The sequence below is a fragment of the Mucilaginibacter sp. genome (assembly GCF_028288105.1).
Lineage (GTDB): Bacteria > Bacteroidota > Bacteroidia > Sphingobacteriales > Sphingobacteriaceae > Mucilaginibacter.
Genome location: NZ_JAQBOI010000167.1, coordinates 33424 through 47707 on the forward strand (window position 1 = coordinate 33424; position 14284 = coordinate 47707).

General features: G+C 44.5%; 13 protein-coding genes. 5 read left to right on the top strand and 8 right to left on the bottom strand.

The window, feature by feature from the left end:
• Position 1 precedes the first annotated feature (1 nt).
• Together JWQ85_RS11705 and JWQ85_RS11710 are read left to right on the top strand one after the other, a co-directional pair.
• Positions 2–1435: a PepSY domain-containing protein gene (locus tag JWQ85_RS11705; RefSeq protein ID WP_299468109.1), complete on the top strand. Its 1434-nt coding sequence runs from the start codon at positions 2–4 to the stop codon at positions 1433–1435.
• A 3-nt stretch (positions 1436–1438) separates the two neighbouring features.
• Positions 1439–1648: a heavy metal-binding domain-containing protein gene (locus tag JWQ85_RS11710; protein ID WP_299468111.1), complete on the top strand. Its 210-nt coding sequence runs from the start codon at positions 1439–1441 to the stop codon at positions 1646–1648.
• A 66-nt stretch (positions 1649–1714) separates the two neighbouring features.
• Here JWQ85_RS11710 and JWQ85_RS11715 read toward each other — a convergent pair whose 3' ends face one another.
• Entirely contained in the window at positions 1715–3034 is a 1320-nt protein-coding gene (locus tag JWQ85_RS11715; RefSeq protein WP_299468113.1) for a PQQ-binding-like beta-propeller repeat protein, read from the bottom strand.
• Positions 3035–3143: 109 nt separating this feature from the next.
• Here JWQ85_RS11715 and JWQ85_RS11720 point away from each other — a divergent pair, with 109 nt between their 5' ends.
• The 3 genes from JWQ85_RS11720 (at position 3144) to JWQ85_RS11730 (ending at position 5713) form a co-directional block, all read left to right on the top strand.
• Positions 3144–3851, top strand: coding sequence for a DsbA family oxidoreductase (locus JWQ85_RS11720; protein WP_299468115.1), 708 nt, complete (start codon positions 3144–3146; stop codon positions 3849–3851).
• A 140-nt stretch (positions 3852–3991) separates the two neighbouring features.
• Positions 3992–4471 (top strand): hypothetical protein, encoded by a 480-nt coding sequence (locus JWQ85_RS11725; RefSeq protein WP_299468117.1) that lies wholly within the window; start codon positions 3992–3994, stop codon positions 4469–4471.
• Between the two features lie 93 nt (positions 4472–4564).
• Positions 4565–5713: an MFS transporter gene (locus tag JWQ85_RS11730; protein WP_299468119.1), complete on the top strand. Its 1149-nt coding sequence runs from the start codon at positions 4565–4567 to the stop codon at positions 5711–5713.
• A gap of 1 nt (position 5714) precedes the next feature.
• On the opposite strand, the gene JWQ85_RS11735 is transcribed toward JWQ85_RS11730, so the two are convergent.
• The 7 genes from JWQ85_RS11735 to JWQ85_RS11765 form a co-directional block, all read right to left on the bottom strand.
• Positions 5715–5984: a hypothetical protein gene (locus tag JWQ85_RS11735; protein ID WP_299468121.1), complete on the bottom strand. Its 270-nt coding sequence runs from the start codon at positions 5982–5984 to the stop codon at positions 5715–5717.
• A 193-nt stretch (positions 5985–6177) separates the two neighbouring features.
• Complete coding sequence (locus JWQ85_RS11740; protein WP_299468123.1) at positions 6178–7299, bottom strand: glycoside hydrolase family 26 protein; 1122 nt, start codon at positions 7297–7299, stop codon at positions 6178–6180.
• A gap of 11 nt (positions 7300–7310) precedes the next feature.
• Positions 7311–8579 (bottom strand): glycoside hydrolase family 27 protein, encoded by a 1269-nt coding sequence (locus JWQ85_RS11745; protein WP_299468125.1) that lies wholly within the window; start codon positions 8577–8579, stop codon positions 7311–7313.
• A gap of 6 nt (positions 8580–8585) precedes the next feature.
• Positions 8586–10361 (bottom strand): alpha-L-arabinofuranosidase, encoded by a 1776-nt coding sequence (locus JWQ85_RS11750; protein ID WP_299468127.1) that lies wholly within the window; start codon positions 10359–10361, stop codon positions 8586–8588.
• A 5-nt stretch (positions 10362–10366) separates the two neighbouring features.
• On the bottom strand, positions 10367–11587 hold the full coding sequence (locus tag JWQ85_RS11755; RefSeq protein WP_299468129.1) for an AGE family epimerase/isomerase: 1221 nt from the start codon (positions 11585–11587) through the stop codon (positions 10367–10369).
• Between the two features lie 6 nt (positions 11588–11593).
• Positions 11594–12778, bottom strand: a complete 1185-nt coding sequence (locus JWQ85_RS11760; protein WP_299468131.1) for a glycosidase — start codon at positions 12776–12778, stop codon at positions 11594–11596.
• A gap of 8 nt (positions 12779–12786) precedes the next feature.
• Positions 12787–14284: sodium:solute symporter (locus JWQ85_RS11765; protein WP_299468133.1), on the bottom strand; the 1498-nt coding region annotated here is incomplete at its 5' end.

A 14284-nucleotide genomic window follows, 5' to 3' on the forward strand; every position in this document is an offset into this window, starting at 1 on the left:
CATGGCAACAGCAAAACAAAACTTTTATAAATGGCATCGGATCTTGGGCTTAACAGCCCTTATCCCTGTTATGATGTGGACGCTAAGTGGCCTGTCGCACCCGTTCATGTCAAATTGGTTTAGGCCAACCATTGCAAATGAGGTGTATAAACCCGATCAGAAAGGCATAAAACCCGCTTTATCTATACAACAGGTTTTAGATAAAAATGACATAAGCGAATTGGTAAATTTTGGACTGATCGCTTTTAATAAGCAGACTTACTATCAAATAACAGGAAAGGACAGTATTGCTAATTATTACTCGGCCACAAACGGCGAATTACTAAAAGATGGCGATAAGCAATATGCCACCTACCTTGCGCGCTATTTTACGCAGGATAGCACATCTAAAGTAAAAAGCACCACCCTGCAAAAAACCTTCGATGGGCATTACCAGCCTATTAACCACCTGCTGCCGGTTTGGAAGATAGCTTTCGACAGGCCCGATGGTATGGATACCTATATAGAAACCAGCCAAAGCCGAATGGGGACATTTAATAATCATACCCGCAAGGCCATGCTTACTGTATTTGAGCAATTGCATACCTGGGCTTTTTTAGCAGATATTGGCGGCGAACAGTTCCGCATTGTAGTATTGCTGATCATTGTTAGTATAATGTTTTTGTCGCTACTAAGCGGGTTAACCATTTATGGCTTGTTCTGGAAAAAATTCAAGGTCGCGCAGCAAAACCGGAAGGCTGATAACCGGAAAGATACCCGCTTTGTGCACCGCTTTCACCGGCAAATAGGTTTGATAGTATCTTTTGTGATGCTCACCTTTGTTACGAGCGGCGCTTTCCATTTAATAGTTCAGCTGCATAATATCGATCCGCAGGGCAAAACGTATACCCAGCTAATTAACCGTAAAGAACTGGCTTTTTCTAACCTGCAATTACCAGCCGATAGTATAAAGAACATTGAACTGGTAAGGTATAACGACAGTACTTATTACCAGGTTAGTGATACTAAAAAGAACGTGAATTATTTTAACGCGTTAAGCGGCGGCAAGCTGCCGGATGGTGATGTACAATATGCCTGGCAACTTGCAAATTTTTACAATGACGAACACAAGCCCGATAAAGTTTATCGCCGGGTAAATGTTACCCAAATTCGCCAGTTTGATAACGAGTACGGCTTTATAAACAAACGCCTGCCGGTACAAAAAGTGAGTTACCCCAATGGCGAAAACTGGTACATAGAAACTACCACATCGCAATTAGCCACAAAAGTTGCCGGCATTGACCGCGCCGAAGGTTTATCTTTTATATTTTTACACAAGTACTTCGGCATGAGCTGGGCCGGTAAAAACATCCGCGATATAGTGAGCATGCTGGCTGCATTAGGTGTATTGGTTGTATCTTTATTCGGCTTTGCCGCATTTATTAAAAACAAATAAACAATGAAAAAAACATTTATCATACTATCATTCGCGGGCTTGCTGTTAGGAACAGCCGCCTGCAATAACAGCGCTAAAAAAGATAACAAGGAAGCCGCAAAACCAAAAGGCAAATATTATTGCACCATGCACCCCGAGGTTACATCTGACAAGCCCGGTACCTGCTCTAAATGCGGCATGGATCTGACAGAACGAGATACAACGGGTAAATAGCAAAGCCCAGCGTGGACGCTGATTATGTTAAAAGTCAAGCGTGGACGCTTGACTTGGCGGCTCCGGTTATTTTAAATTAACGGCATACAAATAACCATCGGCACTGCCAAAATAAATAACGCCATTACTTATTGCAGGCGATGAAACAATAGGCCCCAGGGTATAAAACCTATCCATGGTATTTACACTGGTGCTGTAAAGCGCGTTATCTTTATCTTTTGTGAGATAACTATAGTCGAGGGTATCGCTCCGTAGAACAGTTGACGCGTTCTTCAGCCTGTTAGGTACGGCATAAGTAGCGTTTGGTTGGCCGGTTTTTAAATCGACAGCAAACATTTTACCTGTAAAGTCGCCAAAAAAAGCGGTGCTTACCGTTAACGCGGGCGATGAATATAAGTACCCATTGGCTTTATATTTAAACAGTTGTCTGCCCGTTTTGGCATCAAAAGCCAGAAACAAATAGGTATCAGACGTGCCTATATATACCTTTCCGTTTTGTATAGCGGCGGTAGTTAAGATCCACGAATTATCGGCAGCGTATTTCCAGTTGAGTTTGCCGGTTACGGCATTCAACGCGTAAAAAAAGCCGTCGCGGGCGCCAAAATAAACCATGCCGTTACTGCACGTTGCCGATGCCTGTATCCCTTCCAGCACATGATAATCGGGTTGTATACCCGTTTTAAACTTCCACGATAATTTGCCCGTTGCGGCATCTATTGCATAAAAATAAGTATCCCAGCTACCAATATACAGCTTGCCGTTATACAGTGACGGGGTAGTATGGATCAGTCCGCTAGTTTTAAAGCTCCATTTTAATTTGCCTGTGATGGCGCTTACCGCATACAATTTACCATCGCTGCTGCCAAAATATACCGTTGAAGCGTTCGCGCTGAATATGGGCGATGACAGGAAAAAATCGTACAGGTCGTCCATATATTCATCCTTTGGCTGCATGGTCCACAAACCCTTTGCGCCCACCTTTTTTTCGCCACCTGTTTTAAACTTCCATAACAGTTTGCCAGTACGGGCATTCAAGGCATAATAGTATCCGTCATAACTGCCAAAGCAAACCACATTTTTGTTTACCGATGGTGATGAATGCACTGCCCCTCCCGTACAAAATTCCCAGATCTTTTTACCCGTTTTAGTATCAATGGCGTACAGACTGTGGTCTTCACTGCCAATATAGGCTATGCCATTACTTATGGCCGGCGACGAAAACACCTTTCCATTGGTTTTAAACTTCCATTTTAATCCAGCAAAAGCGCTGTAATTTTTGATTGTATATACACCGGTATGTTTAACATCGGCATGGAAAGTTGCGGGTAATATTTGGCCAAATGCCACAAAGGGCAGCAGCAATATCAGGAAAGATAACTTCTTCATAGAAAAGGTTTGGGTGGTTCAATTTAACTATAATTTCCCGGATCAGCATTTTTGACTTTATGCTTACGCGAATGATGGCCGATTGGCGTAGTTTTATACCAAATTTTAGATGATGAAAATTGAGATCTGGTCTGACGTGATGTGCCCCTTTTGTTATATTGGCAAACGCCGTTTTGAAGATGCTTTACAACAATTCGCGCATAAAGATAGCGTGGAAATAGAATGGAAAAGCTTTCAGCTTAACCCCGATATGGTGACAGATCCATCGGTTAATATTAATCAATACCTTGCCGATGCCAAAGGCTGGACATTGGAGTATGCCCAGCAAATGAACAACCACGTTACCGAAATGGCGGCCGAAGTTGGCCTTACCTACCACATGGATAACGCCATTGTTGCCAATAGCTTTAACGCCCACAGGTTTACTCACCTGGCCAAAAAGCATAGTCTTGGCGCCAATGCCGAAGAAGCTTTATTTAAAGCTTACTTTACCGATGGTAAAAACGTTGACGATACCGATACCCTTATAGATTTAGGCACCTCAATTGGCCTAAATGCCGAAGAGGTTAAGCAAACCCTTGCCACCGATACATATGCCGATGATGTAAAACACGACATTGCCGAGGCTCAATATTTAGGTATAAAAGGTGTTCCGTTTTTTGTGATGAACAGCAAATATGGCGTATCTGGCGCACAGGCCGTGCCCGTATTTATCCAAACACTCGAAAAAGCTTTTGAAGAGTGGAATGCGGAGCAGGCTAAACCAAAACTCGATATTATTGAAGGTCCAACCTGCGGCCCGGATGGTGATTGCTGATAGGCATTAAATTTCCCTGATCATACCCCTAACTTATATGCTAATCAGCCGTATAAGTATAAAATATTTAGTGTTGTGTTTGGCTTCATCAACGCTAAATATATTATATATTTATATCCTGATTAATGCAATAAAACTATATGAATAAACTCTACTATAAGCTATTTATGATCCTGATTCTCGCAGTGGCGATAAGCGGCTGTAAGCTGGATCCACCGATTTATCCGGAAGGAACCGTTGCTAACCCCGATGGTGGTGCCATTACAACCGGCGGCACTATAACTTATATGATGGATGGTAAAACAACTACAGTTAAACCCGCGTTTTTCCAGGTAATATCTTCGACGCAGCTCCCGCCGAATGGAAACACGCAAATAGGTGCTGGCTCCGATCCTCAGAATATGTTTTCGTTGACGGCCGAAACCACCGTTGCCGGTACATTTGATGCTGGGATTATAATGGTGGGATCTTTAATAGGTGAAGGTACGGTAACGTTTACCGAAATAAATGCGCCAAGTGGACTTAAAGGAACGGTAAAGGGCACATTTACAGGCAAAGTGTCTGATCTTTCCGGTGAGGGAGAAAAAGATATTACAGGGTCGTTTAATATTACTATGTAATTGTACTTGCTTAGGGCGTTACAAAAGCTTTAAGTTTATAGTAAAAAATATTTTATACCTTAGTGTCTGCCAAACACTAAGAATTAACTGATATTGGAAGCTGTAACCCCTTCTTACAATTTTGCAAGAACTACCCTGCGTATTGCGGTGGGCGCTATGTTTTTTATGGCAGGGATATGCTTTGCCAGTTGGGCATCGCGTATTGCAACTATACAGCAAAACCTTAATTTAAGCGATGCTGGGCTTGGCGGTGTATTGTTTGCATTACCCGTAGGTTTAATGTGCTCGCTACCATTCTCGGGCTGGGTAATTACCCGCATTGGTAGCCGTAACTTACTTATTAGCGCATTGGTGGTTTACAGCTTATCGCTGGTTTCGTTAGGCATAGCACAAAATACTATTCAGTTAATTGCATGTTTACTGCTGTTTGGTTTCTCCAGCAACGCGGTAAATATTTCTGTAAACACCCAGGCAGTAGCCGCCGAAGAACTTTATAAAAGGCCCATACTGGCATCGTTTCACGGTTTGTGGAGCCTGGCCGGGTTTGCAGGGGCTGCGATTGGCACATTCATGATAGGTAACCATGTTATCCCGTTTCAGCATTTTAGTTTGATAATGGCTATTGTTATTGTCTCGGTAATTTTCACTTCGCGATATTTAAAGAACGATAAACCAACCAGTTCAGGGCCGGTATTTGTAATGCCCGATAGCTCTTTAATAAAGCTTGGTGTAATAGCATTTTGTTCGATGATCTGCGAAGGCGCTATGTTTGACTGGAGCGTTATCTACTTCAAAAAAGTAGTGCTTGCCCAAAACGCCTGGATGGGTGCAGGTTACACGGCCTTTATGTTTACCATGGCCACCGGCCGCTTCATTGCCGATAAATTCGCCCATCGTTTTGGATTAAAACGCACCCTGCAGATAAGCGGTATGCTCACAGCTTCGGGGTTGCTAATCGCGGTGGTATTCCCTTATTTATCTACCGCCTTGCTGGGTTTCTTATTGGTGGGTTTTGGCGTATCATCCGTGGTTCCGTTGGTTTATAGCGCGGCAGGGCGGTCAAAAACCATGTCGCCGGGGGTGGCGTTGGCTGCTGTATCAACCATTGGCTTTATGGGCTTTTTAATAGGGCCGCCGGTTATTGGTTTTGTGGCGGGCATTGCCACACTAAGGGCATCATTCACATTGATAGCAGCCATGGGCATTTGCGTAACCATTTTTGCTACCAAGGCAAAGATCTGATCTAACCCTTGTTCAAATCGGCTGCATTTGGGTTCAAAACGTACTCAAAATTCTCGTACCCATTATGGAAGATAAACTTTAACCGTTCGTGCGGCAGGTTAATATCCAGTGAAATTGCACCTAAGGTAGTTGGCAGGTTATCTCTTATTAATTTCAGGTCTGTTACGTGGGGCATCTCAATCGCGATATCGTCGCCCTGAGCTTCAATTTTCCAATTTTTAAGGCCTACGCCCCGCAATACGTCTAACCATTTTTGCTGATACGCGTTCATACTGTTCTAATTTGAATGTAGAACAGGTGGGGTGGAATTAAGTTTTAGAGTTGTTTGAAGGTTCTTTTACTATTCCCTCCTTTGGGAGGGGAGCGATGGAATGCGTAATGGCAGGGAGGGGTTTAAACGCTTTGCTAATTATCCATTCATTAACCCCTCCCTACCCTCCCGTGGGGAGGGAATTTATCTTTATTTACCGGCCTATACGCCTGCCATACACCCCAAGCGGTGCTAATCTGTTCTCGAACAGGGTTTGCGGGCTGGCAAAAAACTTCTTAAAATCCGGCTCACTTACCTGCCCGGGATATGGGGCATAGTAATGATCGGTCCGGCCGTTGCGCCAGGCCATTACGTATGAGGTTTTATGCTTGGCCAGGGTTGGTAATAAAACTTTTGTCCACCAGTCGGCTTGTGGGATTTGCTCATAGCCGGTTTCGGGCAGGCAGGCAAGCTTATGGGTTTTGGCAGCGATGGCATCTAAGATCCCCAAACGCATGTCGAGTTTCTTTTGATAATCGGGTACGCTTTTGTAACAGTAATTATCAAAGCCAATAAAATCGGCATAATCATTCCCCGGATAACGCAGCATAAAATCAGCCTCGCTGTTAAAATCAGCCACCGAAAATACAATGAGCAGGTTATGCAACTTTTTAGTAACGCGCATATAATCGACCGTGAAACGCCATAGCTCTTTAAATTCTTCGGGGGTGCTGGTATTGGCGCACCACCAAAACCAATTCCCTGTAAGCTCATGAAATGGCCTGAACAAAATTGGGATCTGTTCGCCGTTCTCTCCTTTTAAACCGGCCATGTAATTAGCGCCCTTTTTCAGCCATTTTACATAAACATCGTGGTAAGCACCGCCGGGTAACAAATCTTTAACCGTACGATTGGTAGTATCCCAGGCGGTTTTGCCATTTGTAGGGTTATCCATGTGCCAGCAAAAAGTATTGATGCCGCCACGGTCATATGCCTCGCGTACCAGTTTTTTTTGCAGTTTAAAAGGGATGCCGTTAATATCGCGCACGCTATCGTGCTCTATCTTTGCCAAATCCCATCCGTACATTGCCGGGTAAGAACCGGTAACACTTTTCACATCAGACCGGTTTGGCTCATATTGCCAGCCAACACCATAAGCGGTGGCATCATGATGCCCGAAAATTACGCCTGCATCGACCAAACGCTGCATACTATAAAACAGTTGTTTGGTTTCGTAAGTGGCCTGCTTATCGCAGGGGTTATATAGTTGTGCCATAACCGGGATGCTGCAATTTAACAGAAGAGCGGTAACAACGCAGCGATAAATATTTTTCATGTATCTGTTTATTATTGTTTTGTAAGCTTCACCATAATTACATCGTGCGAAGCAAGATCTTGCTTGAATGTGCCTTTTGTTGTGCCCGCAGCCTTTTTAAGCCATAGATCGCGCAGCGCGTATTTATTTTCGGCGAACTTTATATTGATGCCTGCCTCGGCGTTGCTTATATCCAGATCGCTCCATTTGATATTTAATTTTTGCGGATGCGATGCCCGGTTTAAAAAACAAACCGCCAGCTCATAATTCTTTAATGGTTTTACCCAAAGCTCAAGGCTGTCGGCTATTTTTATGCGATAGGCGGCAATCCCCAATTCGTCCTGATCAATGGCTATAGCTTCTTTATTGGTAAGGATAGACCGGGTTTTATCAGACATCTTCCTCAGATCGTTACCGGCGGCAAGCGGTGCAGCCAGCATACACCAAAGCGAGAAATGTGCTTTATCTTCATTATAGCTCATGCCATTGCCAACTTCCAGCATATCCGGATCGTTCCAATGATTTGGGCCATTGTACTTACGGATGTTTACCTGCTTATCTAATATATTCATTACGCTTAACGCGCTCCAGGTACCCATGTGCTTATCCTTATCAAAATTCGCGGTGATATCGCCCGTGGTACGATACTGCTCGCCCACGCCTTTTGCCCACAGCCATGGTTGGTGACCGCCCCATTCGCACAGGCTAAATACAATTGGCCTGCCGGTAGCTTTCAATGCCGAACTCATAGTAATGTAAGCTTCCCGAGCGTTCAAGCTATCGGTATTGCACCAGTCATATTTTAAAAAGTCGACACCCCATGAGGCATACAGCCGGGCATCCTGATATTCGTGACCACGTGTACCAGGGTAGCCTGCACAGGTTTTGTTACCTGCGCAATTGTAAATGCCAAACTTTAAACCTTTACTGTGTACATAATCGGCAAAGGCTTTCATCCCGTTAGGGAATTTCTTTGGGTCGGCTACTAAATTGCCGTTATTGTCGCGATCCATGGCCATCCAGCCATCATCCAAAACAAAGTAACGATAACCCGCATCGCGCATGCCCGATGATACATACGCATTAACCATACCTTTTAGCAAAGGTTCGTCAATATTGGTTTGGAAAGTATTCCAGGTGTTCCAGCCCATTGGCGGGGTTGGTGCCAGGTTACCCGTTTCCAGTTTTATCTTTTCTACCGCTACCGGTGCAGCACCGTCAGTTGTTTGTGCCCACGCATTAATGCTGCCTGCTACAAGCATAGCAGCAACAAGGCATCTGTTTAAATATCTTGTTTTCATATCTCGTTATTTTTTTCCTTCGACTACTAAAAATACGCTTCCCCTGGCAGGTACGGTAACAATTATGCCGCCTGCTATGGCTGCCGAATTTGCAGCAATGGTTTTATAGGTTGCCGGCCCTCCCGAATCTCCTGCCGGGCCAGCGCCATTTACATATACTTTGCGCGAGAATGGTACATTGTCCGTCCCACCGTTAAGCGTGTAGTAGTAATAGTTTGCGCCCGCTGCAAAGTTTTTGATGTTAACCGTAACAGCCCTGTCTAAACCACTGCGGTTAACCAGAACCACACCGGCCTGGCCAGACTGGAAGGACGAGCCGTAACTGATAATATCGGGGCTACCCGTTACTGATGAACTCACCATGCGATCACCAAAATATTTTTGGAAAAAATACATGTAATAAAATGCTGGCCTCGCGTTCCAGGCTGGTGCACCAGGTTCTACATTACTACTATTCATGCTATTATTAAACAAGCCATGGTCATCGCCGTTATCCCATGCGTTGGCCAGATCCCAGCGGCTGGCCATACTGTATTGGTTTTTTAATAACTCGCCTAACACCATAACCGCGTGCAACCCGGCTATGTTTGATACCATTTGTTTAGACCCGGTAGAAAATATATTCCATTCATCCAGCGCGACGGGCTTTTGGGAAAGTCCAGCTTTTTGGAGCGATGTTTTTACCCAACTCATCATATTAGCGGTTACCGGTTTCGGGGTGGCTAATATTACATCGGGCGTTGAATTTTGCATATACGGCGTATAATAATTGTGCACTACATAATAATCTGGCGATGCGCCAGATGTTGTCATAGCACCACTATTCCAGCCTTGTATAATGGTTGATGTATTATCCTTTTCATCAGCTTCGGTGGTTACCATACCAATTTTAATGCCCGTATTGCCCACTTCTGCCGCGGCTTTCCGCATAGAATCGGCAAATATTTTAAAGTGGATGCCGTACATGGCGCCGTTTAGTATGGCGGGTTGCCCATCTTTATTAGTCGCTAAATTTATACGGTAGCCTGCTTCCCAGTTACCATAATTCTCGTTACCTATTTCCCAGTATTTGGTGCGCCCTTTATCATAACGTACCCAGTCGGCAGCCAGGTGGGCAGCAGTTTCGGCAGGTTTATCGCTTGTACCATAACGGGCGTAACCGTAGTTAACTGTAATTAGCCCCGTGCTGTTGGTTTGTTGTAAAACTTTGTAATAATTATCGAGTGTAAATGTCCAGTTGGCGGTATTGTTGCCATACCAGTAACCTGCATCTGCAGATGTGCCTGCATAATTTACTAATTGCGCGGGGGCATCTGCAGGCGCTTTATTACTTCCATTCCAAAAGTAAATATCAGATAAGCTACCACCAGGGAAGCGCAGGATATTTGGCGACAGATCTGTTAGCTGTTGCATTAAAACAGGCTGATCTACATATTGCCCCATAAACGGATTGGTATTATTGCCGAACAGGTTTTTTGATACTTTGGTTATTACCTGGCTAATATCAACCGTTGCAGTTACCGTGCCCGCTGCCGGTTTTGCAACTATTTTTGGCGATGTGGGTTTAGCGAATGTTTTGGCCTGCCATCCATCTAAAAAGAAGCCCTGCGTGGCAGCAAGATCCGGGTTATTGGGTGGGGTTATAACGGTTGAACCGCCATTATCTATACCGCCGCCGTTGTTATCTCCTCCGCTTTTGGGGGCGCCATCCTTTTTACATGATTGCAGGAGGGCCAGGGCGACTAATGCCGCCATGCCTGTTTTCAAGAAATGTTTTTTCATTTGGTTTACTGTCTGCTTATTCGTTTAATTAATTCGATACATGCCCTGCTGTTATGATAAGGGCATTTCCAGATACCGACTTTGTCTTCGGTTTGCATAACATCGCCATTGGCGTATACACCCCAAAACCATTCACCGTTCTTAATATCTAATAGATGTTGCTTAACGAAAGCCCAATTTCGGAGCGACAGATCAAGATATTCCTCGTTATTATTTATTTGCCAGGTGTTGTAAAAGCCTACCATGGCTTCGGCCTGTACCCACCAGTGTTTTTCTTTTATCAGGTGATCTTCGGCTGGTTCGTACTCGTACCAAAGGCCACCATCTGTATCCAATCCACTTATTGTTGCATCGGATATTTTGACGCATTGTTGTTTTACTTTTTCAATTAGTTCGTGATGATCAATAGCCTCTGCTGCTTCCAGTAAAAGCCAGGTGGCTTCAATATCGTGCCCGTACGAAACCGTGTCTGATCTTTTATTCCAGTCCTCATCAAAAAACAGGACCAAATGATTTGTTTCACTATCTATGATATGATCAAGGAAATTATTGATCAGGGTTTCTATCTGCCGGCGCAATTCTTCTTCCGGCCATATGCTGTAAAGCGTTGTATACGCTTCCAGCACATGCAGATGGGTATTCATGCTCTTTTTTTCGTTGGCATCTTTCGCGCTCAGGCGCAGGTCGCCCATTGGCTGCCACTCTTTGGTAAAAGCCTCCAGGTAACCGGTTCTTTCCTTATCGTAGCTTTTATCAACCAGTAAATGATAAAGATCAACTGCCTTTTGTTTAGATTCTCCTATGCCCGATGCTTTATAATATTCGCTTAACGCATAAATAGTAAAGGCCGAAGCGTAAACCTGTTTTTTAGTATCCAGCGGATTACCCAAATGGTCAACCGTCCAGTACACACCGCCAAACTCGGCATCAATAAAATATTTAATAATGTATTGATAAGCGCGTTCTGCCATTTGCAGATAGTGCTCATCCGGGTTTTGATTATAAGCTGCCGAGAAACTCCACAAGATCCGCGCGTTTAAAACAGAACCTTTTGGAGAGGCCGGTATAACGTTATTATCGTTATCTATTTTACCGTAAAAACCACCATCCTGTTCATCAACAGTATTGGCCATCCAATAATTAAGAATATTGCCCAATTCATTGGTCAATTCCTTTTTATAAGTATCCAGTTGGTGTTTTATGGTATGCTCCGCCGTCGTTTCCATCTCCTGTTATTGATCTTGTAAAAGATTTTTATTTTTATTGATGATGCTGTTAATGGTATTCACCGATGTTGCCGAACGCAGGCCATCAGCAGGGGTGTTCATTACATAATCCACCAGTTTATCAACCGTAGTTGTTGCCACATGCATGCGGGTATCTGAGGATGCGTAATAGATAAATACCTTGTCATCTTCATCCCGGATCCAACCGTTGCAAAATGCCACGTTTGATACATCGCCAATACGCTCTATACCTTCGGGCGCTAAAAAATAGCCCGCCGGTTTGTATGTGACCTTTGTCAGGTCGTTCAGATCGGTCATGAACATATATAACGTGTAGCGCAGGCCTGCTGCCGTATTACGTACGCCATGAGCCAGATGCAGCCAACCCCTTTCGGTTTTAATGGGTGTTGGGCCTTGCCCGTTCTTAGCTTCATAAACGGTATGGTATTGTTTGTTGTCGATGATAGTTTCTTCATCAACTACGGCATTTTCCATACTATCGCAAAGGCCAAAGCCAATGCCACCTCCTTTACCAGCACTTATAAAGCCATCTTGCGGGCGCGTATATAAGGCATATTTACCATTAACAAACTCCGGGTGTAAAACCACGTTACGTTGCTGCGGCGATTGTGTTTTCAGATCTGCCAGTCGTTCCCATGTAAGCAGGTCTTTTGTGCGGGCAATACCACAGGCAGCAATGGCCATGCTTTGGTCGTGGGCCGGTGCCGCAGGGTCGCGTCTTTCGGTGCAGAACAGACCATAGATCCAACCATCTTCGTGTGCGGTTAGGCGCATATCGTACAGGTTGGTATCAGGCTCATCGGTTTCGGGCATGGTGATGGGGCGTTCCCAAAATTCGAAATGGTCTAACCCGTTAGGACTTTCGGCTACCGCGAAAAATGATTTACGGTCGGCCCCTTCTACCCTTACCACCATTATATATTTACCGTTGAACTTTATAGCCCCCGCGTTAAAAGCGGCATTGATACCGAAACGCTCCATCAGGTAGGGGTTGGTCGCAGGATCAAGGTCATACTTCCAGGTTATTGGTGCATGTTGTGCAGTAATTACAGGGTATTTATAACGGTCGAAAACACCGTTGCCAAGTCCGTCTATCTCATTATTTATATTGATCAGCTGTGCGTGCGCTTCCTCTAAACCCGCTAATCTCTCTTTAAATTGCTGTGTCATTTTTATCTTTAGTATTCTTTTAATTTATCCCACCAGGTTCTTTTCAATATCACCATCATCACGGCCAAAATGGCTATGGTAATTAACAGCGGCGCTTTTTGCCATAGCACCAGGTACATAGGCAGTATGGTTAAGCAGCATTGGGCTATTGTGCCAATTACCACGTTAAACATGTTTAGCTTGAAGTTTTTATTGGGCTGAAACGATGGGTCTTTTGCTATCGCGATCTGCTTAACCGGTTCCCAAAAACCCCATGGCCTTACGTTCGTGTAAAACGATTGCAGCACAGCCATATCTGTTGGCGGCGTTGCGTAGGAGCCAAATACCGAGCCTGCCAGCGACACCAGGAACAGCGCAGGGAACCAGAACAACAGTTGCCCCTGGGGGATATATCCAAAACTCACCAGTAACGACAGCGCCATCGCAGCTACGATACCGGCAAGCATCCCCCAAAAAAAGCCGCTCGCGTTAAAGCGCCACCAATGCCATTTAAGCACGTTGGCAGCTATGTAGCCACCATACAAGGCTGATACTATCCATTGCAATACGCTGTTTATATCCTTTACAAAAAAGCCAAGTATTACGCCCACTGCTACCACAATAACCCCTACCAGGTAATTCATGGTGATGATCTTCTTAGTAGATGCCGCCGGGTTAACATACTTGAGGTAGATATCGTTAACAATATAAGCTTGCGCGGCGTTCATGGTGCCGCTAAAAGTGCTCATGAAAGCGCCCAATAAACCCGCAAGCAGCAAGCCTACCAAACCTACCGGCAAAAAGTTATTAATAACGGCAGGCAGGATCCGCTCAAAATCGATAGCACCGGTGCCATCTGTAAGGTTCATTTGGCGGTAATAGATCAACCCCAAAGTGGTTAAACTGATAATTAAGGTATAGCGGATTGGCAATAAAATAACGCTTACAAAACCGTTCATTTTGCTGGCTTCCTCGGGCGAGCGGGTAGAAAGGATCTTTTGCATATCGTAATTTGGTGCGGGGCCTGCCAGCGCTGCGAAGAAACCTTTGAAGGTCATCATCATAAAGAAATAAGCGAACAGCGAGTAACCGTCGCTTTCTATTTTTTTATTCACTTCGGTTATTATGCCCGTCCAGTTTAGGCCCAAATGTTTACCAAAAAACGGACTATACCAGCCACCGGGTACATTTAAATGGTGACTGCTTACCTGATCTGCAGCTATAAAGCCTATCCAGATGCAGGCCACCGTCATGATGCCGTATTTGACCATATCACCGGTAACGATACTATGCATACCGCCTATAATGGAATAAAACATAGCAAAAAGGGTGAAGATGATGCCGTATATATGCGGCACGTATTGCGGCGCAACATCAAAAGGAATATAACCTTTGATCAAATCCCAGGGAACAAATATTTCGATAAATTTTCCTAAACCTATAAAACCGTAAGCCATAAAACCCAGGCAGCTTAACAAGGCAAAAGCGATAACCACCAAATGCGAACTTGTTACCCCTGCCCCGGTC